Source organism: Amycolatopsis coloradensis (assembly GCF_001953865.1).
In the GTDB taxonomy this organism is placed as follows: Bacteria; Actinomycetota; Actinomycetes; order Mycobacteriales; family Pseudonocardiaceae; genus Amycolatopsis; species Amycolatopsis coloradensis.
This window is the reverse complement of sequence record NZ_MQUQ01000037.1, coordinates 15,293-34,972: the sequence shown is the minus strand read 5'-3', so window position 1 is coordinate 34,972 and position 19,680 is coordinate 15,293. Positions and strand designations below refer to the sequence as shown.

The window sequence follows — 19,680 nt, the reverse complement described above, 5'->3', positions numbered from 1 at the left end:
TCAGTGCTCGTAGGGTCGACGCGGGGGCCGTCCGGCCATCCCGTCGACCTTGCGCACCGCTCCGTCGATCTGGTTGTGATATTTACCCTTGGTCTTGTGATCGACGAAGGTCGCGGCCTTGTTCACAACCTTGGAGACCTTCTCGGGATTTTTCCGCACGTAGGCGCGCACGGCCCCGGCGGTGCCGGCCAGGGCGGTCAACTTCCGCAGTAGAGCCACGATGGATCCCTTTCCTAGGGGTCGTCTGGTGCCTGCTCAACGACCGGTGGTGCCCATGGGGTTCCCCGTAGCACGCCAAATCACTCATTTCGGATGTCGATGCTGCTCAGGCCCCGGAAAACCAGGCGCGCGGCCGGGCGGAGGCCGCTACGTTCGGACTCATGCGGGATCTGACGCAGCTGCCCAAGGCCCATTTGCACGTCCATCTCGAAAGCACCATCCGGCCGGACACGCTCCGTGACCTCGGCGAGGCGAACGGTATCGCCGTACCCGCCGAGCAACCCGTGTTCGACGGGTTTCGCGCGTTCGGTGACTACAACGGGCTGCTGCGGTCCTGCCTGCGGCGGCCGGAAGACTTCGAACGGGTGGCGCGGGAGTTCTGCGAGGACCAGGTCGCGGACGGCGTCCGCTACGCCGAAGTCACCTTCACCGCGGCGGCGCACGGCGAACGGCTCGGCGAGCCGGACATGCCGCTGGTGTCCGTCCTCAAAGGACTCTCGGCCGGCGCCGCCGAACACGGGCTCCACTGGCGGGTACTCCTGGACCACTCGCGCCGCCGGTCGGTCGAACGCGCCCGGCTCACCCTCGACCTCGCCCGCCGCTACGCCCGGGACGGCGTGTTCGCGATCGGCCTCGCCGGGGAGGAGAAGTACCCGCTCGCGCCGTTCGCGGGAATCTGTGACGAGGCCGAAGAGGCCGGGCTGCGCCTGATCCACCACGCCGGGGAGGACGCGGGCCCGGCCAGCATCCGTGAGGCGCTCGACCTCGGGCGCAGCGAACGGATCGGCCACGGCATCCGGATCCTGGAGGACGTCGCGCTGGTAGCCGAGGTGCGGGAACGCGGCATCGCGCTGGAGGTCTGCCCGTCGTCGAACGTGACGCTCGGGCTCGTGCCGTCGTTCGAGGAGCACCCGCTGCCCCGGCTGGTCGACGCCGGGCTCGTGGTCACCCTCAGCACCGACGTCCCCTCGGTCACCGGCACCACGCTGACCGACGAGTTCCTGCGCGCCCGGGAGGCGTTCGCTTACGACGACCTCACGCTCGCCGGTCTCGCCCGGGCGTCCGTCGACGCCTCCTTCGCACCCGCCGAACTCAAGCGCGCGATCCACGCGGAGATCGACGCCTGGCTCCGCTGACGCGTTTCGTCCTCTAGTTGCGGTACTTGCACGTGCAAGTACCGCAACTAGAGGACGAAACGCGGGATGGATGGCCCGGCTCACCCGGGAGGCGGGCTCCACAAGATCTCCACATCCGTCACGTACCGTGGAACCGGTGACCGCTTCGTCCCCTTCGACCCTGGATCTCATGGACCAGTGGCAGCCCCCGCCTAAGAGGCGCGGCCCGCGCGGCTGCGTGATGCTGGCGCTCCTGGTCGTGGGCGCCTTGGTGGCCGGCGCCGTCTGGGTCGTGGTCAGCCTCAACGACCGAGAGCCGGTACCGGTGAAGCCGGAGTTCGTGGTCCCCGCGCTCAAGCCCGCCCCGCGGTCGGCGATCCCCGGCGACGCCGGACCGCTGCCGGCGGAGCCCGCGAAGGGCGCCTGGATCGCGAAGGTGTCGGAGAACACGGACATCCCCTTACGCCCGCTTCGGGCGTACGTGAACGCGGCCGAAAAAGCGCCCGCACGCTGCGGCATCACCTGGGCGACCATCGCCGGGATCGGGCGGACCGAGTCCCAGCACGCCCGGCACGACGGTTCCCGTGCCGGTGAGGACGGCGTCGTGACGCCGCCGATCATCGGCATCCCCCTCGACGGCTCGCCCGGTGTGCTGGCGGTCGTCGACACCGACAAGGGCGCTCTCGACGGCGACGCGAAGTGGGATCGCGCGGTCGGGCCGATGCAGTTCCTGCCCGCCACCTGGAAGCGGTACGGCGTCCGAGCGAGCGGTGACGGCGCCGCACCGGACCCGCAGAACATCGACGACGCCGCGATGACGACGGCGCGGTACCTGTGCGCGCGGGGCGGCGACCTCGGCAAGCCCGCCGGCTGGTGGGCCGCGGTGCTGACCTACAACAACTCCGCCGCGTACGGGCAGGAAGTGTTCAGCAACGCCGACGCTTACGGCAAGGCGGCGCTGAAGCCCTAAGCGGGCAAAAGGCGGGTGACGAGCTTGGTCAGCTGGTGCACGTTCCGGCATTCGTACATCTCGACGACCTCCGCGTAGGCGTGCGCCTCGGAGTCGCCGGTGGACCACAGCGCGGTCCGCTCGGGATTGAGCCAGTACGTATGCCTCGCCTTGGCGGCGATTCCGCGCACCGCGGCCAGATTCGGATCGCCGCCGTTCGTCCTGGCGTCGCCGAGGATCAGCATGGACGTCCTGGGCCCCACGGCGTCCGCGTAACGCTCGGCGAATTCGCCGAGCGCGTTGCCGTAATCGCTGTGGCCGTCCCACCGGGTGAGTTCGGCGTCGGCGAGGATGCGCGCGCCGAGGTCTTCGGGGTCGGCCGCGCCCGTGTCGACGAGGTGGGTGATCTCGTCGCAGGCGTCGATGAAGGCGAACACCCGCACCTTGCTGAACTGGTCGCGCAAGGCCTGCACGAGCAGCATGGTGAAGTTCGCGAATCCGGCCACCGAGCCCGACATGTCGCACAGCAGGACGATTTCCGGCCGCCCCGGCCGGTGCCGCCGGTACGAGGGCCGCATCGGGACACCGCCGGTGGACAGCGAACGTCGCGACGTCCGGCGCAGGTCGATCTGCCCGCGCGCGTGCCGTCGGCGGCGGGCGGCCAGCCGGGTGGCGAGTTTGCGCGACAACGGCTGCACCACCCGGCGGAGTTCGGCGAGTTGTGCACGACTGGCGAGCAGGAAGTCGACGCGATCGGCGGCCGGTGGCACGGCGTGCCGCGAAACCCGTTCCCTGCCACGGACTTCCGCCACCCGGCGGCGGGCTTCGGTCCGCACCAGCCCGCGGAATCCTTCGACCCGGCGGCGGACGTCGTCGCGCTCCAGTCTGTCAGTGAAGTCGTTCAAAGCTCCCGCGCGGATCGCTTCGAGCACCCGCACCACGAGCGTCTGCGGTTGCAGCCGTTCCAGCGTCTGGTGGGCCGACCAGCCACCGGCGCCCGCGGTGCCGCCGTACTCCCCCAGCATGTCGACGGCGAGACCGGCGAGTTGCGTCAGGTCCGTCTGGTCGTTGGCCGCGAGCGCCGAGGCGAGCCGATCGCGCAGTGCCGCCAGATCTTCGACCGGGTCCTGAGACGGCGCGCCGATCCCGAGCGGGAAGTAAATGTCGAACGTCGCGTCGAACACCGCGCGCTGGCCGCCGCGCCGGACCAGAGCGGCTGCGAGCCCCTCCCGCATCTGTGCACGTGAGGCGAGCCCGAGCACTTCCAAGGCCGCGGCGGCGTCGACCGTCTCACTGGGACCACACGGAATCCCGTGTTCCCGCAACGCTTCCACGAACTCGACGAGCCTGCCCGGCACGCCGCTCACGAGTCGAGGACCTTGCCGAGTTCCAGTCGCGCGTCCGCCTTCACGATGTCGTCCTGGTGTTTGAGGATGACGCCGAGGCTCGCGCGGACGACGTCCTCGCCGAGGCTGTCGGCACCGAGTGCCAGCAGGGTGCGGGCCCAGTCGATGGTTTCGGCGACCGACGGCGCCTTTCGCAGTTCCATCGCCCGCAGCGCGGTGATCACCTTGATCACGGACGCGGCCAGCGCGTCGTCCACGCCCGGCACCTTGAGCCGCACGATGCGCTGTTCCAGTGCGGCGTCGGGGAAATCGATGTGCAGGAACAGACACCGCCGCCGTAGCGCTTCGGACAGCTCCCGCGTCGCGTTCGAGGTCAGCACCACGAACGGTGTGCGCCCGGCGGTGATCGTGCCGAGTTCCGGGACGGTGATCTGGAAGTCGCCGAGCACCTCCAGCAGCAGACCCTCGATCTCGACGTCGGCCTTGTCGGTCTCATCGATGAGCAGCACGGTCGGCTCGTCGCCTTTGATGGCCGTCAGCAGTGGCCGGGCGAGCAGGAAATCTTCGCCGAAGATGTCGTTGCGGGCTTCGTCCCATGTCTCGTCTTTTCCGGCGGTGATCCGCAGAAGCTGCTTCGCGTGGTTCCACTCGTACAGCGCGCGAGACTCATCGACGCCTTCGTAGCACTGAAGCCGCACGAGCCGGGACCCGCTGGCCTCCGCGACAGCCTTCGCCAGCTCGGTCTTGCCGACCCCGGCGGGGCCCTCGATCAGCAACGGCTTGCCGAGGGCGTCCGCGAGGAACACCGTTGTGGCGACGGCCGCGGAGGCCAGGTAGCCGGTGTCGGCGAGTTTCGCCGTCACGTCTTCGACGGAGGTGAAGTACTCGGTCCCAGCCACGCGGCCTCCCAGCTTCGATCGCCTACCCGGCCGACTCTACGTCGCGGATCCGCTGGGGCAGCAGGAACCCGACCGCGAAGGTGAGCAGCACCATCACCGCGACCACCCAGAACGTCCGCTGGGCGGCGTCGGTCGGATCGGTGGTGCCCGCGTCGAAGAACACCGTGCCCAGCAACGCCATCCCCAGCGCGCCGCCGACCTGCTGAAGCGAGGTCAGCGCGCCCGAAGCCGATCCGGCCTCCGACGGTTCCACTCCGGACAGCGCGATCTCGAAGTACGGCCCCATGATCAGGCCCGATCCGATCCCGACCACCAGCAGCGCGGGCGCGATCAGCCACGGGCCGGTCTCCGGGCCGAGGAGCAGCAGCAAGGCGACCACGCCCGCGGCCATGATCAGCGCGCCGGTGTGCAGCACCTTGCGGCCGTGCTTGCGCACCACCTGCACCAGGCCCATCCCGACGATCATCCCGAGCGACATCGGCACCCCGGTCAGACCGGCCTTGAGCGGCGAGAAGCCGAGCCCGAGCTGCAGGTACAGCGTGAACACGAGGCCGAAGCCGGAGAACGCCGCGAAGTAGATCGTCCCGGTCGCCATCCCGGCGAGGAAGCTGCGCTTGCGGAACAGGCTGGGCTCCACCAGCGGGGCGCCGCCGCGGAGGCTCTTGCGCTTCTCGTACCAAGCGAAGACGCCGAACACCACGACAGCGGCCGCCATCATCGCGAACGTCCACAGCGGCCAGCCGTACTCGCGGCCCTGCACCAGCGGGAAGACGATCAGCAGCGCACCGGTCGTGGCGAGCAGCGCGCCGGGGATGTCGAGTTTGAGCGAGGCGCCGGGCCGGTTGGCAGGCAGGAACTTCACCGCGGCCAGCACGGCCAGCGCACCGATCGGGAGGTTGATCAGGAAGATCATCCGCCAGCCGGTGCCGAAGAGGTCGGCGTCGACGAGCCAGCCCGCCAGGATCGGCCCACCGACCGCGGCGAGGCCCATGACCGGGCCGAACATGCCGAACGCGGACTGGAGTTCCTTGCCGGAGAACATCTCCTTCATCATCCCGAGGCCCTGCGGGACCATCGCGGCGCCGAACAGGCCCTGCACCACCCGTGCGGTGATGATCATCTCGGGGCTCACCGCGATCGCGCAGAACAGCGAGCCGACGACGAAGCCGATCGCGCCGATCAGGAACATGCGCTTGCGGCCGAAGATGTCGCCGAGCCGCCCGCCGGTGAGCAGGCCGGACACCATCGCGAGGGTGTACGCGACGCCGAGCCACTGGATCATCGCCGTGCCGCCGCCGAGCGAGGCCCGCATGACCGGACCGGCGATGCTCGTGACCGTCATGTCGAGCAGTTCCATCACCGAACCGGTCAGGATCACGGACAGCGCGGGCCAGCGCCAGCGGTACGGCTTCTCCACGTTTTCCGTGGTCAGACCGCTCGGAGTATCCAGTGTCATCGTCATGGAACCCACGCTAAAGTCAATTCCGGCCACTTTCTGACCGGAATCGGGGCGAATCTGGATTCATGGCGAATACGAGTGCGCGGATGCTGCGGCTGCTGTCCCTGCTGCAGACACACCGCTTCTGGTCGGGAATCGAACTGAGCGACAAACTCGAAGTGAGCGAGCGGACGCTGAGACGCGACGTCGAACGACTGCGCGAGCTGGGCTATCCGGTCAACGCGAGCCGCGGCGTCGCGGGCGGCTACCAGCTGCGGTCGGGCACGGTCATGCCACCGCTGTTGCTGGATGACGAGGAGGCCGTCGCGATCGCGGTCGGCCTGCGGACGGCGGCGAGCGGGTCGGTCGAAGGCATCGAGGAGACGTCTGTCCGGGCGCTGACGAAGGTCGTCCAGGTGATGCCGCCCCGGTTGCGCAGGCGCGTCGACGCGCTCCAGGCGTACACGACGCCGGCGGCGGTCACCGGCCCCCGGGTCAACGCGGCCAGCCTGACGGTGATCGCGCAGGCCTGCCGAGACGACGAAAGACTGAAGTTCGACTACGCGGCCCGCGGCGGTGAGGAGTCCGCGCGGCTGGTCGAGCCGCATCGGCTCGTCTCACTCGGCCGCCGGTGGTACCTGGTGGCGTGGGATCTCGACCGGGTGGACTGGCGCACTTTCCGCGTCGACAGGCTCACCGAGCCGCGGACCACGGGCGCCCGCTACCGGCCGCGGGAGATCCCGGGCGGCGACGCCGTCAAGTTCGTCGAAGCCCACCTCAAGGCCAGGCCGACCACGCATACGCTGGTCGTCCGGGTCGAGGCGCCGAAAGCCCAGGTCGAGGCGGCGGTGCGGTATGTCGGCGGCGCGCTCGAAGCGATCGACGAGGAGTCCTGCCGCCTGACGATGAACGTCGACACCTTCGACTGGCCCGTGCTGATCCTCGCCGCGATCGGCGCGCCCTTCGAGGTCGAGAGCCCTTCAGCGTTCAAAGACCACCTCGGCACCGTCGCCGCCCTCTTCTCCCGCGCCTCCGGCGGCTAGCATCGGGCCCGTGAGCACCTATGTCGCGGCCGAGGGCCGATACGAGAGCATCCCTTACCGCCGCACCGGGCGCAGCGGTTTGAAGCTGCCCGCGATCTCGCTGGGCCTGTGGCACAACTTCGGGCACGACAAGCCGCTGGGCACGCAGCGGGACATCGCGCGACGGGCGTTCGACCTGGGCATCACCCATTTCGACCTCGCCAACAACTACGGCCCGCCCTACGGCTCGGCGGAGGAGAACTTCGGCAGGCTGCTGGCCTCGGACTTCAAGCCGTACCGCGACGAACTGGTCATCTCGACCAAGGCGGGCTACGACATGTGGCCCGGCCCGTACGGCGAGTGGGGCTCACGCAAGTACCTGTTGTCCTCTTTGGACCAGTCGCTCGGCCGGATGGGCCTGGACTACGTCGACATCTTCTACTCGCACCGGTTCGACCCCGAGACACCGCTCGAAGAGACCGTCGGCGCGCTCGACACCGCCGTCCGCTCCGGGCGCGCGCTGTACGTCGGCATTTCGTCGTACTCATCGGAGAAGACCGCCGAGGCCGCGCGGCTCCTGCGAGAACTGGGCACGCCGCTGCTGATCCACCAGCCGTCGTACTCGATGTTCAACCGCTGGCTCGAAGGCGACAAGCTGCTCGACACCCTCGAAACCGAAGGCGCGGGCTGCATCGCGTTCTCGCCGCTGGCGCAGGGCATGCTGACGAGCCGCTACCTCGACGGTATCCCGGAGAACTCCCGTGCCGCGCAAGGAAAGTCACTGAACCCGGACACGATCACCGAGAACACGCTCGGCAAGATCCGGGCGCTGAACGAGATCGCGCGGCGGCGGGGCCAGACGCTGGCGCAGCTCGCGCTCGCGTGGGGCCTGCGCGACCCGCGGATGACGTCGGTGTTGATCGGCGCGAGCAGCGTCGCCCAGCTGGAGGACAACGTCGGCGCGCTGAAGAACCTGCACTTCACCAAAGAAGAGCTGGCCGAGATCGACCGCTACGCCACCGAGGCCGACATCAACCTGTGGAAGCGGTCTACCGACGGAGCTTGATTGCTCGCGCGACGAGAACGCCGGCGTAGAGCGCGGAAAGGATGAACCCGAACACGTAGGAGAGTGCCAGGTTGTCGAGGAACATCCCGAGGATGACCCCGACGATCAAGGTGCCGACGATCAGGATGAGGGCCGCGCCGACCACCCAGCCGAGCACACTCGCCGGTGTCCACACGGGTTTCGGTTCGGTGTCTCGGTTCATCCGCCCAGTGTGGCCGCCACGTTCGGGGACAGGTCCCGAAAACGCGTTGCCCCGGCGGGCGGAGGGACCGAGACTGCGAAGATGACGTTCGAAGATCTGCTCGCCGAGGGAGAGGCCGTCCCGGTCGAAGGCTGGGACTTCTCGTGGTTCGAAGGCCGGGCCACCGAGGAACGGCCGCCGTGGGGTTACTCGCGGCTGCTCGGCAAGCGGATGGCGGCGGCTTCCGCCGGGCTGGACCTGCAGACCGGCGGCGGCGAGGTGCTCGCGGGCATTCCGAAACCGCCGCCGGTCCTCGCCGCGACGGAGGGCTGGCCGCCGAACGTCGAGGTCGCCAGGAAAACCCTCGCGCCGCTGGGCGGCCAGGTGGCCGAGGCGGAAATCGACGCGCCGTTGCCCTTCCCCGACGAATCCTTCGACGTGGTGAGCAGCCGCCATCCGATCGAGAACCCGTGGCGAGAGATCGCGCGGGTACTGCGGCCGGGCGGAACCTTCCTGTCGCAACAGATCGGCGCCGGGACCGTTCGGGAGCTGAAGGAGTTCTTCCTCGGCCCGCAGGACTACGGCGGCTGGACGCCGGACGTGCTGCGGGCCGAGGCGGAAACCGTCGGGCTCCGGGTCGAGCGGCTCGAACCGGCCGAATTGCGGATGGAGTTCTTCGACCTCGCCGCGGTCGTCCACTTCCTGCGGAAGGTGATCTGGATCGTGCCGAGCTTCGAGGTGGCGAAGTACCGCGACAAGCTCGCGGAACTCCATCGGGTGATCGAGACCGACGGGAAGTTCGTCGCGCACTCCCGGCGGGTACTCGTGGAGGCCGTCAAACCCATCACTTGACCAAATTTCAAAACCAGTCATAAACTAGCGTCGTGACCGAGGACCGGCAGGAACGCGCCGAACGCATTCTCGACGCCGCCGCGGACCTGCTCCTGCGGCACGGCTACCGGCGGGTGACCGTGGAGGACGTCGCCGAGCACGCCGACGTCGGCAAGGGAACCCTTTACCTGCACTGGAAAACCCGCGACCGGCTGTTCCTCGCGGTGATGTTGCGCGAGGCGGCGCGGTCCATCGAGAACCTGGCACAGGCGATCGAGGACGATCCCGGCCTCACCCTGCTGCACCGGATGACCCGCACCCAGTTCCTCAACGTCGTGCGCAGGCCCCTGCTCCACGCGCCCTACCTCGCCGACTCCGGTGTGCTGGGCAAGCTCGCGGCGAAGCTCCACGAAAACCAGGACCCCCGGCACCACGAGGCTTTCCTGGACTACCTGAAACTGCAAGCCGGGCACGGCCTGATCCGCACCGACATCGAGGTCGAAGACCTGGCGAAGGCCTATCAAGCCGTCCTGCACGGTTTCCTGCTCGCCCCGGCGGCGGATCCCGAAGCCGCCGCCGACCTGCTGGCCGACACCGTCGCCCATGCCTTCCAGCCGACAGCCACTCCGCCCGCCGCGAAGGTGCGCGCGGCGGCGCCGGGCGCCATCGCCCTCTTCCGCGCGACCGCGGAAATCGACCGCGCCAACCTCCGGCGCGCCTACTGACGGGAGCCGCGCATGCGGACCGGAATCCTCCTCGATGAAATCGGTGTCCCCTTCGGCGACGTCGTCGCGCAAGCGAAAGAAGCCGCCCGGCTGGGCTACGACGCGATCTGGCTCGCGCAGCGCGGTGGCTGGGACGCCCTCACCGCGTTGGTGGCGCTGAGCGCGGCCGCCCCTGGTCTCGCGCTGGGCACTTCGGTGATCCCCACCTACCCGAGGCACCCGATTTCCTTGGCGGCACAGGCTTTGACGCTACAAGCCGCCACGGGCGCGCCGGTCTCGCTCGGCGTCGGGCTGAGCCACCGGCCGATCATCGAAGACCAGTACGGTTACTCCTTCGCCCGCCCGGTCCGTCATCTGCGCGAGTACCTTCAGGCGCTCTACCCGTTGCTGCACCACGGAAAAGCCGACGTGCACGGCGAGACGCTGACCGCTGCCGGCACCGTCGAGGCACCCGGCGCCGAGCCGCCTTCGGTCATCGTCGGCGCGATGAGCCCGCTGTCACTGAAGGTCAGCGGCGCCTACTCCGACGGCGTGGTGTCCACCTGGGCCGGGCCACGCTCACTGGCGGAGTACATCGTCCCGACGCTGACGAAAGCGGCCACGGAGGCCGGGCGTGCCGCACCGCGAGTCGTCACCGGGCAGCTGATCTCCGTCACCGGCAACCCTGACGGGCCGCGGACCTGGGTCGCCGAGCACTACGGCATGGCGGCGAACATCCCGGCATACCAAGCGATTTTCACCCGTGACCGGGTCGACGGCCCTGGCGGGACGGTGATCGCCGGCGACGAGGAGGTCGTCCGGGCACGGATCCGCGAGCTCGAAGAGGCCGGTGCGACCGAGCTGATCCTGATGCCGGTGGGGACGCCCGAGGAGCAAGCGCGAACCCGGGAACTGTTCGCCTCCTGAGTCGCGAAAGCCACTTTCGGGACGTCTGATGTCCCGAAAGTGGCTTTCGCGACATGCGCCTTACCCTCACGAGCCCAACCGCTCCAGGTGCTCGCCCGTCAACGTGATCTCCGCGGCGGCGAAGTTCTCCTCCAGGTGCGCGATCTTCGCCGTCCCCGGGATCGGCAGGATCACCGGCGACCGCGCGAGCAGCCACGCGAGCCCGACCTGCGCCGTCGTCGCCCCGAGTTCCTTCGCGACGGCAGCAATCCCGGCAGTGGCGTTCGACGCGGCGCCGAGTACCGGACGCCAAGGCAGGAAAGCGATCCCGGCCGCCTCGCAGGCTTCCAGTACCGCTTCGTACTCCCGGTCCAAGAGGCTGTAGCGGTTCTGCACGCTCGCGATGTCCACGATCTCCCGTGCTCGCGCGAGTTCGTCCACGGTGACCTCGGACAGCCCGATCCGGCCGATCTTGCCCTCGTCACGCAGGTCCCGAAGCGCGCCGAGCTGGTCGGCCAGCGGGGTTTCCGGGTCGATGCGGTGCAGTTGCAGCAGCTCGATCCGCTCCACGCGCAGCCGTCGCAGCCCCTCCTCCACCTGCGCGCGCAAGGAGTCCGGCCGCGCGTCGTACTTCCAGTCGTCCCCGGTCCGCACCACGCCGACCTTGGTGGTGACCACCAAGTCGTCCGGGTACGGATACAGCGCCTCGGCGAGCAATTCCTCGTTGGCCCCCCAGCCGTACAGATGCGCGGTGTCGATCAGCGTGATGCCCAGTTCGACCGCACGCCGGGCGACCGCGATCGAGTCCTCGCGCCCGGGACCGGATTCGGTCGGCAGGCGCATGGCACCGAAGCCGAGGCGGTGTACGGACAGGTCTCCGCCGATGGCGAACTCGTTCATGGGGGAAACCTAGCGCAGCGGATCCCGCGGCGAAGGCAGATGCGAAGTATCCGGGAACATGTGGAGCGCGCGCAAAGCGGCGCCGAGTTCGGCGATGTCGGCCGGGTCGGTCAGCGAGCGGCCGAGTTCCTCGCTGATCCGCTTCAGGCGGTGCCGGATCGTGTTGGGGTGGCAGAACATCCGCTCCGACGTCAGTTTCGTGGAGCCCTGGCATTCGAACCACGCCCGCAACGTCAGCAGCAGCACGTTCCGGTCGTCGCCGGGCAGGTCGAGGATCGGCCGCAGTACGTGATGGGCGAGCTGGACCGACGCCTCCGGCGCGCTGGCGACGAGACCGGCGAGCGGGGATTCGTTGAACTGAACCATCCCCGTCGTCCCCGGCAGCATGCTGGAGAGCGCGACCCGCGCCAGGTGCAGTGCGCGGGAGGTGTTCCCGAGGCCGGTGAACACCGGGCTGACCCCGATCCGGCCGATCTGGTTCTCCCCCAGCAGCTCGATGATCACCTGCGACGCCGACTGATCCCGCATCGACACGACGCCGACCTGAAGGTCCGGAGTGAGCCGCCACGCGGACGCGTGACACCGGTCGCGGAGCCGGTTTTCTATCTGTGGCAGAGGTTCGTGCCCGACACGCGGGGTCTCCGCGGCGACGACCACGTAGGTCCCGTCGAGCGAAAGTTCCAGCACGCGCGCGATGTCCCACAGCGTGCCCTCGGTCGCGGCGCCACCGGCGAACAGTGCCTCGACCAACGCGGAGCGCCGGCTTTGGTGCGCCAGCATGACTTCGGCGGTGGTGTCGCGGTAGGTCGTCGTCAAGGCCTCGGCATAGTCGTCGACCAGCGCCCAGATCGCCGACGTCGCGGCGACGAGGCCGCGGAGATCCTGGTGCTCGCCCGAAGCGGTCAGTTCGACGAACCGGTTCCACACCTCGGTGAGCCCGATCCGGTACGCCCGCAGGAGTTCCGGCAGCGGCGCGCCCTGCAACGCCCGCGCGCGCCCGGTCGCCCGTGCCTGCGCGAGGTCGGGTTCCTCCGTGCCGCGCAGGGTCCGCATGACGTACTCGAGGTTGTTCCGCACCGAGGTCCGCAGTTCGGCGAGGGACACGAACCGCGCGTCGTGGTACACCGGCATCTCGGCACGGATTTGCTCGACCGTGGCCTCGATCAGCCCGGACAGCTGCCGTTCGACCTCGACGGCGAGTTCGGCGACCACGGCCGCCGAACCTCCGCGGAGCACAGTTCGATAGTGCATGGACGTCCTCCGGGGCAGGGACTCCTCGTCGAGTCCCTGGGGACGTCATCTAACACGACATCTCCGGAAGTGGCCCGCCGAAGCCACAAAAGCCCGCTGGGGCGGCGAAAAATCGGGATTTCCACCGCACCAGCGGAATCTTCACAGTTTCGCGGCGGCGCTCTTGATGGCCTCGCGGATCCGGAAGTAGGTACCGCACCGGCAGACGTTCTGGATCGCGTCGATCTCGGCGTCCGTCGGATTCTTCGTCTTCTTCAGCAGCGCCACCGCGGCCATGATCTGCCCCGGCTGACAATAGCCGCACTGCGCCACGTCCTGCTCCAGCCAGGCCTCCTGCACCGGGTGCAGGTCGTCACCGTCGGCGAGGCCCTCGATCGTGGTGACGTCCTTGCCCGAGCAATCGGACACCGGCGTCACGCACGGGTTGAACGCCTCGCCGTCGAGGTGGCTGGTGCAGGCCTTGCAGACGTTGATCCCGCAGCCGTACTTCGGACCGCGGACACCGAGCTTGTCCCGCAGCGCCCACAGCATGGGCAGATCCGCGGGCGCGTCGACGGTGACGGTCTTCCCGTTCACCGTGAAGGTGTAGTTGGGCATCGGAACTCCTTGGCGGGGAAGGAAAGTCAGCGGTGGAAGGGCTCGAAGTCGACCGGGAAGTCGATCGGGAAGCCGCGGGGTTTGATCCCGGTGGCCCGCGCGTAGGCGTTCGCGATGGCGCCGACCGGCGCGGGTACGCCGAGTTCGCCCGCGCCGCCGATCTCACCTTTTTCCGGCATGACGAACACCTTGACGTCCGTCGGCGAGTTCTTCTGCCGCGCGTAGTGGAATTGCGAGTAGCTGCCCTCCAGTGGCAGGCCCTTGTCGATGTGCAGCCCGGCGGTCAGCGTCGTGGAGATGCCGTCGGTCAGGCCGCCGAGCATCTGTGCCTCGATTCCGCGCGGGTTGATCGGCTTACCGACGTCGACGGCGATGGTCGCCTTGGTGACCCGCGGCTTCTTCGGGTCGCGGCCGTCGAGTTCGACCAGGCAAGCGGTGTACGACTTGTACTCACCGTGCACGGCGACACCCTGTGCGAAGCCCTTGGGCATCTTCTTGCCCCACTCGCCGAGTTCGGCGACCTTGTCCAGCACGGCGCGCTGCCGCTCGTTCTTGATGAACTCCCGCCGGAACGCGACGGGGTCCTTGCCGAGTTTCGCGGCGATCTCGTCGACCATGATTTCTTCCGCGCCACGCGTGCTCGATGAGTACACCGACCGCCAGGCGCCGGTGTGGAATTCCACCGGGACCTCGTTGAGCAACTGCGTGGTGACGCCGAAGTTGTACGGCGACTTCACCGTCAGCAGGAACACCGTCTGCGCGAAGCTCAGGTTCCCGCCGACCGGGAGCTGCGCGGCGAAGGCGGTGAGAACCTCGCCGAGCCCGTGACCCCAGTCGGTCTCCACACTGGCGACGCGGTGTTCGAAGGTGAGCACCTGGCCGAGCGCGAAGGTGGCGCGGATCTTGTGATGGCTCGCGGCGCGGGCTCGGCCGTGGCGCATGTCGTCGATGCGGCTCCACATCAGCCGCACCGGCCGCTTCATCGCCTTCGAGATCCGGGCGGCTTCGATCGCGCCGTCGGAGAACAGCCTGCGGCCGAACGAACCACCCGCCTGCTGGACGTGCACGGTGACCTTGTTCGACGGCAACCCGAGTTCCGCCGCGATGTCCTGCTTGGCGAGGATCGGGACCTTCAGGCCGGACCAGATGGTCGCGCTGTCTTCGCGGACGTCGGCGACCGCCGAGTTGGTCTCCAGCGGCGCGTGACTGGCGAAGGCGAAGTCGAATTCACCGTCGACGTACTGGGTCAGCAGCGGCGGCACGACGAACGGCAGCGCCGCGGCCTGAAGCTTCTTCTTGATCGTCGCGTTGTTCTCACCGTCGACGGTGCCGCCGTTCCAGGTGACCTCGAGCGCGTTCTTGCCGTCGAGGGCCTGGCCGAAGGTCTCCGCCATCACCGCGACACCGGTCTTGATGACGGCGATGTCGATGACGCCGGGCATCGCGCGGACGGCGGCCTCGTTGATGACCTTCTCGACCGTGCCGTTGATCGTCGGCGGGCGGCGGACCATGACCGGCTTCGCGCCGGGGATGTCCAGGTCGAGCGTGTACTTCAGCTGCCCGGTGACCATCGCGCGGGCGTCCTTGCGCGACTGCGGCGTACCTACCAGCTTGTGCGCGGACTCGGCCTTCGGGGTCGCCGCGAGTTTCCCCAGGTCGGCGCGGGCGGCGGGCTTGGACAGCGCGCCGTAGCCGAGGCGACGGCCGTCCGGCGCGATCACCGCACCGTCCCTTGTGGACAGCCGGTCGGCCTGGGCACCCCACTGCCGCGCGGCGGTCGCGACCAGCCTGGCGCGGGCGGCGGCGGCCGCGGTCCGCACCGGGGTGTACAGCGAGCGCATCGTGTTGGAGCCGCCGGTCAGCTGGTTGAACAGCAGTTCCGGGCGGGCGTCGGAAAGCACGACGTCGACGCGGTCGAGCGGCAGGTCCAGCTCCTCGGCGACCAGCATCGCGTTGGCCGTGGTGATGCCCTGGCCGACCTCGGTCCGCGGCAACTCCAGCCGCACGCGGCCGTCCTCGCGGACCTCGAGCACGAGCAGACCGGCGGTGGGGGCGTTCGAAAGGATCAGGACGTCGCCGAGGTCGAGGATCTCGGCCGGGCCGGGCAGGGTCGGGATGACGGCTTCGGCCTTCTCGGGCGCGACGGCGTCGATACCGATCTTCGTGGCGATCGTGAGGGTGGGCGCCGCGACGAGGAAGGTCAGGAACCGGCGGCGGCCGAGGCCGCCGGGGTCCTGTTCTTGGGTTCCAGTGGTGGGACTGGCCATTGGGGAGATCCCTTCGAGAGCGCGCGCGGAGAAGGCGGGGACCCTCGCGCGGCCTGGGGTCGGATGGCGACACGCTAGGCAGCGGCATTCGGCCCAGTCAACGCGGAGTAGTCGTGTCAGCGCATCTGTGTGACGAGGTGACAGCGAACGCCCGCCAATGTGTGCCGCGCCACAGCTCACCCCCGCAATTCGTCCTCTAGTTGCGGTAGTTGCAGGCGCTAAGGACCGCAACTAGAGGACGAATTGCGGCAGCCCTTAGATGGAGTCGCGCTCCCGGCCCGCTTCGAGCAGGTCTTCGCGGGCACGCGCGATGCGTGAGCGGACGGTGCCGACCGGGCAGCCGCAGACCTCGGCGGCCTCGGCGTACGAAAGTCCCAGCACCTGGGTGAGGACGAGGACCTCGCGCCGTTCCGGGTCGAGTCCGTCGAGCAGCATCCGCAGCTCGACCAGGTCCTCGAACCCCGCGACACCCTCCGCCTGACGAGCGCCGCGACGCTCGGCGGTGGCTTCCCAATCGACGTCGGCCAGCTTCGGGCGCGCCGAAGCCGCCCGGATGCGGTCGACGACCACGCGCCGGGCGATCGACAGGAGCCAGGTCCGCGAGGAGGACCGACCGGCGAACCGGCGCAGGCTGCCGAACGCGCGGAGGTACGTCTCCTGGGTGAGATCGTCGGCTGCGCTCACGTCGGAGAGATGTGCGACGAAGCGCCAGACGTCGGCCTGGGTGGCCCGCACCCAGTCCTCCAGTGCCCGCCGGTCACCACGCGCCGCGTCGAGTGCGAGCGCGGTCACCCGCTCGTCGTCGTGGTTGCGCGGCCCGGCCATACGAGAAACGTAGCAGCGTCCCGGGAACCGGGGCAGGCCCGCGCCCGACAAGTGAGACGTGAAGTGCGAGACCTGCCGCGAGGCCCTGTCGGCCCGGCTCGACGGCGAAACCGAACCCACCCCGCCCGAGGCCCTCGACCGGCACGTGACCGGTTGCGCCGCCTGCCGGTCGTGGCTCGCCCGCGCCGAGCGGCTGCACCGGACGATGCTGCTCCGGCCCGCTCCCGGCGTCCCGGACCTCACCGCCGTCATTCTGGAACGCACGCCCGCCCCGCCGGGCGAGGGCTGGGCGGCCAGGATCGCGCTCGCCCTGGTCGCGGTCGCGCAGCTCGGTCTCGCCTTCGCCCAGCTGCTGGGTGTTGAAGACCACGCCGCCGGACACGGGACGGAATCCCTGGTCGGACACCTTTCGCACGAGAGCAGCGCGTGGAACCTCGCCGTCGGTGTCGGACTCGGCTGGGCGGCCGTCCGCACGAAGGCGGCGTCCGGGCAGCTGCCGGCGTTGACCGGGTTCGTCGCGCTGCTGCTGGCGTTGTCGGCGGGCGACCTCGTCACGGGTCAGGTCACCGCCGGGCGGGTGCTCACCCACGGACTGGTCGTCCTCGGCCTGGTACTGCTGTTCGTGGTGCATCGCCAACACCGCCGCCGCAACCGTCCCAGCCCGGCGACGACGGCCGACACGTCGGGTTCCTTCTCCACGGAATCGGGCCATGAAACCGGCGAAGCCCCCGAACGACCCCGCCAGCACAGGGGATTCCGGCGCCCGGCGAGCCGCCACGTCGCCTGATTCGCTTGGTCTAGACCATTACCGGTCACTGGGAGCACGCGTCCGGACACCGGGTGAATCACCGGATTTCGCGCGCGGCGTGCGCGGTTTGCGGCCCGGACACGTTTATCGTCGCCGAGAACCACCGAATGTAAACCTTCTTGCCCTTTTCGGGCCGGACCCGGATAACTTCGGTGGGAACACCTTGGTTCGACAGGAGGCGAAGCTCGTGGTTGGCGCAGAAAGTCCGCCCGTCGGCACCCCCGCCGGGATGCGGAAGATCAATCAGCGCGCCGTGCTGGACCTCTTGCGCCGCAGCGGCCCCGCCACGCGGCCGCAAGTCGCCAAGGACACCGGTCTTTCGAAACCGACGGTGAGCCAAGCATTACTGGCGCTCGAAGCGGCCGGGCTCGCCAGGGCGACCGGGCACACCTCGACCGGCACCGGCCGGTCCGCGGTCCTCTACGAAGCGGATCCCACGGCCGGTTACGTCCTCGGTGTCGACATCGGACGCGAACATCTCCGTGTCGCCGTCTCGGATCTCGGCCACACCGTGGTCGCCCGCCGTGACGAGCGGAACACCTCGCGTTCGGGCACCGCGCTCGTCAGCGCCGTGGGCGCCCTCGCGGCGGCGACGGTGCGCGAAGCGGGGCTGAGCCAGGCCGACATCGTCGTGCGCGTCCTCGGCTCGCCGGGCGTCGCGGACCCGGCCAAGCGCTGCTTCCGGCACGCGCCGAACCTCCCCGGCTGGGGCAAGGCCGGGCTGCTCGACGACCTCGAAGGCGTCCTCGGCCCGGATCTCATGGTCGAGAACGACGCGAACCTCACCGCCGTAGGCGAATGGGAACGCGGTGCCGCGCGGGGTGCGTCCGTGTTCGGCTGCATCACCATCGGCACCGGCGTCGGCATGGGCGTGATGGTCAACGGCGAGGTCTTCCGCGGCGCGACGGGCGCGGCGGGCGAAATCGGCTACCTGCCCTACGGCCAATCGCACGCGGCGAACGACGGCGAAGACGCCCCGCCGGTTCGCGGCCATCTCGAAGAGGCGACAGCGGCGCAGTCCGTGGTCCGCGGCGCCCACGAACTCGGCCTGGGCACGGCGAAATCGGCTCGCGAGGTCTTCCGCCTCGCCCGCGACGGCGACGAACTCGCCATGCGCGCCGTCGAGGCCGAGGCGGACAGGCTCGCCTACACCGTGGCGTCGGTGGCCGCGGTGATCGACCCCGAACTGATCGTGCTCGGCGGTGGCATCGGCACCGCGGCCGATCTCCTGCTTGACCCGATCGACCGCGCCCTGCGTTCCTTCACCCCCCTCGTCCCGGCGGTCGTGCAGGGCGAGCTGGGCGACGACGGCGTACTGACCGGCGCGATCAGCGTCGGCCTGCGGGCCGCCGAGGGCCTGGTCTTCGAACGGAAGGTCGGCGCCGCCTAACCCGCGCGCCAGGCCATCCCGCCACTGCTCAGCCGCCACGGCGTCAGCTTCAGCACGGTGATGTCCGGACTCAGTGGGTCTTGGCCACCCATGATCTTCGGATCGAAACCGAGTGGTTCCGGCGTTTCCGACGCCAGACGCCACAGGTGCCGTCGCGTTTCCTCGTCGTCGGCGTAGACGGCGCCGCATTCGGCGACGGCGACCTCGTGCGCCGGATCCCAGTACGAGCACGAGACGAACGGCGTTTGCGCCAGATGCGCCTTCTTCAACGGCGTCGGCCGGGTGAACAGGTGCCCGACGAGTCCGCCGTCCCGCCACTCCCAGATCGGGTGCACCACCCGCGACCTCGGCCGCCCTCGCGTGTCGACCGTCGCGAGCGAACACCAGACGACGCGATGCGCGACACGGACGAACTCCTCCGCGACCGCCGGCGGTACCGTGCTAGATTCCACAACCATGGTTGTGCACCCTACGCCGTCCACCCTCGACCTGTCACTCGTCACACTGTTCGCGGGCTGGGCGATGGCGGACGAGATCCAGCGGCGGCTGACCGCCGACGGACTCGGCGAACCGCGGTTCAACGACGGCCTGGTGTTCCAGCACGTGCTCGCCGGGCCACTGTCGATCTCCGCGCTGGCCGAACGCATGGGCGTGACCCAGCAAGCGGCTTCGAAAGCCGTCGCCGATCTGGAGCGCCGGGGCTTGTTACGGCGCGAGCCGGATCCGGCCGACGCGCGGACCCGGCTGCTGCATCTGACCGAAACCGCCGAACGAGCCGTCGAAGGGGCGCGGAAACACCGGGCCGCGCTGGAAAAGGAACTCACCGCGGAATTCGGCGAAGAACGGATCGCGGACGCGAAGACCCTGCTCGCCGGGGTCCTGGGCCGCTACGGGGAAGTGGAAGCGATCCGCGGCCGCCGGGTATTACCTCCGCGGTAATCGACGGCGGAGCGCGCACACGAAACG

General features: G+C 69.4%; 21 protein-coding genes. 10 read left to right on the top strand and 11 right to left on the bottom strand.

The genetic code is table 11. The features are described from left to right. Window positions 1-219: an antitoxin gene (locus BS329_RS39865; RefSeq protein WP_076168579.1), complete on the bottom strand. Its 219-nt coding sequence runs from the start codon at window positions 217-219 to the stop codon at window positions 1-3. A gap of 161 nt (window positions 220-380) precedes the next feature. On the opposite strand from BS329_RS39865, the gene add reads away from it, so the two are divergent. Both add and BS329_RS39855 read left to right on the top strand, forming a co-directional pair. After that, window positions 381-1,355 (top strand): adenosine deaminase, encoded by a 975-nt coding sequence (gene add / locus BS329_RS39860; RefSeq protein WP_076168577.1) that lies wholly within the window; start codon window positions 381-383, stop codon window positions 1,353-1,355. A 136-nt stretch (window positions 1,356-1,491) separates the two neighbouring features. After that, window positions 1,492-2,304: a lytic murein transglycosylase gene (locus tag BS329_RS39855; RefSeq protein WP_244197478.1), complete on the top strand. Its 813-nt coding sequence runs from the start codon at window positions 1,492-1,494 to the stop codon at window positions 2,302-2,304. Here BS329_RS39855 and BS329_RS39850 read toward each other — a convergent pair. From BS329_RS39850 to BS329_RS39840, 3 genes are read right to left on the bottom strand one after another with little or no spacing between them, the layout of a single operon-like run. Next, entirely contained in the window at window positions 2,301-3,650 is a 1,350-nt protein-coding gene (locus BS329_RS39850; RefSeq protein WP_076168575.1) for a vWA domain-containing protein, read from the bottom strand. The genes BS329_RS39855 and BS329_RS39850 overlap by 4 nt on opposite strands. Continuing rightward, complete coding sequence (locus BS329_RS39845) at window positions 3,647-4,528, bottom strand: AAA family ATPase (RefSeq protein ID WP_076168574.1); 882 nt, start codon at window positions 4,526-4,528, stop codon at window positions 3,647-3,649. The genes BS329_RS39850 and BS329_RS39845 overlap by 4 nt, the downstream gene beginning before the upstream one ends. 22 nt (window positions 4,529-4,550) lie before the next feature. Then, on the bottom strand, window positions 4,551-5,990 hold the full coding sequence (locus BS329_RS39840; RefSeq protein ID WP_076168572.1) for an MFS transporter: 1,440 nt from the start codon (window positions 5,988-5,990) through the stop codon (window positions 4,551-4,553). Window positions 5,991-6,052: 62 nt separating this feature from the next. Between BS329_RS39840 and BS329_RS39835 the strand changes: the two genes are divergently transcribed. Then, window positions 6,053-7,009, top strand: coding sequence for a helix-turn-helix transcriptional regulator (locus BS329_RS39835; protein ID WP_244197477.1), 957 nt, complete (start codon window positions 6,053-6,055; stop codon window positions 7,007-7,009). Window positions 7,010-7,019: 10 nt separating this feature from the next. Beyond that, window positions 7,020-8,054 carry an L-glyceraldehyde 3-phosphate reductase gene (gene mgrA / locus BS329_RS39830; RefSeq protein WP_076168568.1) on the top strand — a complete coding sequence of 345 codons (1,035 nt, stop codon included), beginning with the start codon at window positions 7,020-7,022 and terminating at the stop codon, window positions 8,052-8,054. On the opposite strand, the gene BS329_RS39825 is transcribed toward mgrA, so the two are convergent. After that, complete coding sequence (locus tag BS329_RS39825; protein WP_076168567.1) at window positions 8,038-8,256, bottom strand: hypothetical protein; 219 nt, start codon at window positions 8,254-8,256, stop codon at window positions 8,038-8,040. The two genes, mgrA and BS329_RS39825, sit on opposite strands and share 17 nt — an antisense overlap. An 81-nt stretch (window positions 8,257-8,337) precedes the next feature. On the opposite strand from BS329_RS39825, the gene BS329_RS39820 reads away from it, so the two are divergent. Genes BS329_RS39820 through BS329_RS39810 form a run of 3 tightly spaced genes read left to right on the top strand, consistent with a single transcriptional unit; the run spans window position 8,338 to window position 10,697 of the window. Further along, on the top strand, window positions 8,338-9,087 hold the full coding sequence (locus BS329_RS39820; protein ID WP_076168565.1) for a class I SAM-dependent methyltransferase: 750 nt from the start codon (window positions 8,338-8,340) through the stop codon (window positions 9,085-9,087). A gap of 32 nt (window positions 9,088-9,119) precedes the next feature. Next, the gene (locus BS329_RS39815) at window positions 9,120-9,791 is read left to right on the top strand and encodes a TetR/AcrR family transcriptional regulator (protein WP_076168564.1); all 672 of its coding nucleotides are present in this window, start codon (window positions 9,120-9,122) and stop codon (window positions 9,789-9,791) included. Between the two features lie 12 nt (window positions 9,792-9,803). Beyond that, a complete protein-coding gene (locus tag BS329_RS39810) occupies window positions 9,804-10,697 on the top strand; it encodes a TIGR03564 family F420-dependent LLM class oxidoreductase (RefSeq protein WP_076168562.1) in 894 nt (297 codons plus the stop codon). Window positions 10,698-10,763: 66 nt separating this feature from the next. Here the strand turns inward: BS329_RS39810 and BS329_RS39805 are convergent, their stop codons facing one another. The 5 genes from BS329_RS39805 to sigC form a co-directional block, all read right to left on the bottom strand. Continuing rightward, entirely contained in the window at window positions 10,764-11,576 is an 813-nt protein-coding gene (locus BS329_RS39805) for an aldo/keto reductase (protein WP_076168560.1), read from the bottom strand. 9 nt (window positions 11,577-11,585) lie between these two features. Next, entirely contained in the window at window positions 11,586-12,827 is a 1,242-nt protein-coding gene (locus tag BS329_RS39800; protein WP_076168558.1) for a PucR family transcriptional regulator, read from the bottom strand. A 141-nt stretch (window positions 12,828-12,968) separates the two neighbouring features. Then, window positions 12,969-13,424, bottom strand: coding sequence for a (2Fe-2S)-binding protein (locus BS329_RS39795; protein ID WP_076168556.1), 456 nt, complete (start codon window positions 13,422-13,424; stop codon window positions 12,969-12,971). 26 nt (window positions 13,425-13,450) lie between these two features. Next, complete coding sequence (locus BS329_RS39790; protein WP_076168554.1) at window positions 13,451-15,691, bottom strand: xanthine dehydrogenase family protein molybdopterin-binding subunit; 2,241 nt, start codon at window positions 15,689-15,691, stop codon at window positions 13,451-13,453. A gap of 255 nt (window positions 15,692-15,946) precedes the next feature. Beyond that, complete coding sequence (gene sigC / locus BS329_RS39785; RefSeq protein WP_076168552.1) at window positions 15,947-16,516, bottom strand: RNA polymerase sigma factor SigC; 570 nt, start codon at window positions 16,514-16,516, stop codon at window positions 15,947-15,949. Between the two features lie 58 nt (window positions 16,517-16,574). Here sigC and BS329_RS39780 point away from each other — a divergent pair, with 58 nt between their 5' ends. Both BS329_RS39780 and BS329_RS39775 read left to right on the top strand, forming a co-directional pair. Further along, window positions 16,575-17,303 (top strand): zf-HC2 domain-containing protein, encoded by a 729-nt coding sequence (locus BS329_RS39780; RefSeq protein ID WP_076168551.1) that lies wholly within the window; start codon window positions 16,575-16,577, stop codon window positions 17,301-17,303. A 208-nt stretch (window positions 17,304-17,511) separates the two neighbouring features. After that, window positions 17,512-18,714, top strand: coding sequence for an ROK family transcriptional regulator (locus tag BS329_RS39775; RefSeq protein ID WP_076168664.1), 1,203 nt, complete (start codon window positions 17,512-17,514; stop codon window positions 18,712-18,714). Here the strand turns inward: BS329_RS39775 and BS329_RS39770 are convergent. Next, a complete protein-coding gene (locus tag BS329_RS39770; protein ID WP_076168549.1) occupies window positions 18,711-19,172 on the bottom strand; it encodes a pyridoxamine 5'-phosphate oxidase family protein in 462 nt (153 codons plus the stop codon). The genes BS329_RS39775 and BS329_RS39770 overlap by 4 nt on opposite strands. Between BS329_RS39770 and BS329_RS39765 the strand changes: the two genes are divergently transcribed. Then, window positions 19,171-19,653 (top strand): MarR family winged helix-turn-helix transcriptional regulator, encoded by a 483-nt coding sequence (locus BS329_RS39765; RefSeq protein WP_076168547.1) that lies wholly within the window; start codon window positions 19,171-19,173, stop codon window positions 19,651-19,653. The genes BS329_RS39770 and BS329_RS39765 overlap by 2 nt on opposite strands. Window positions 19,654-19,680: the final 27 nt, after the last annotated feature.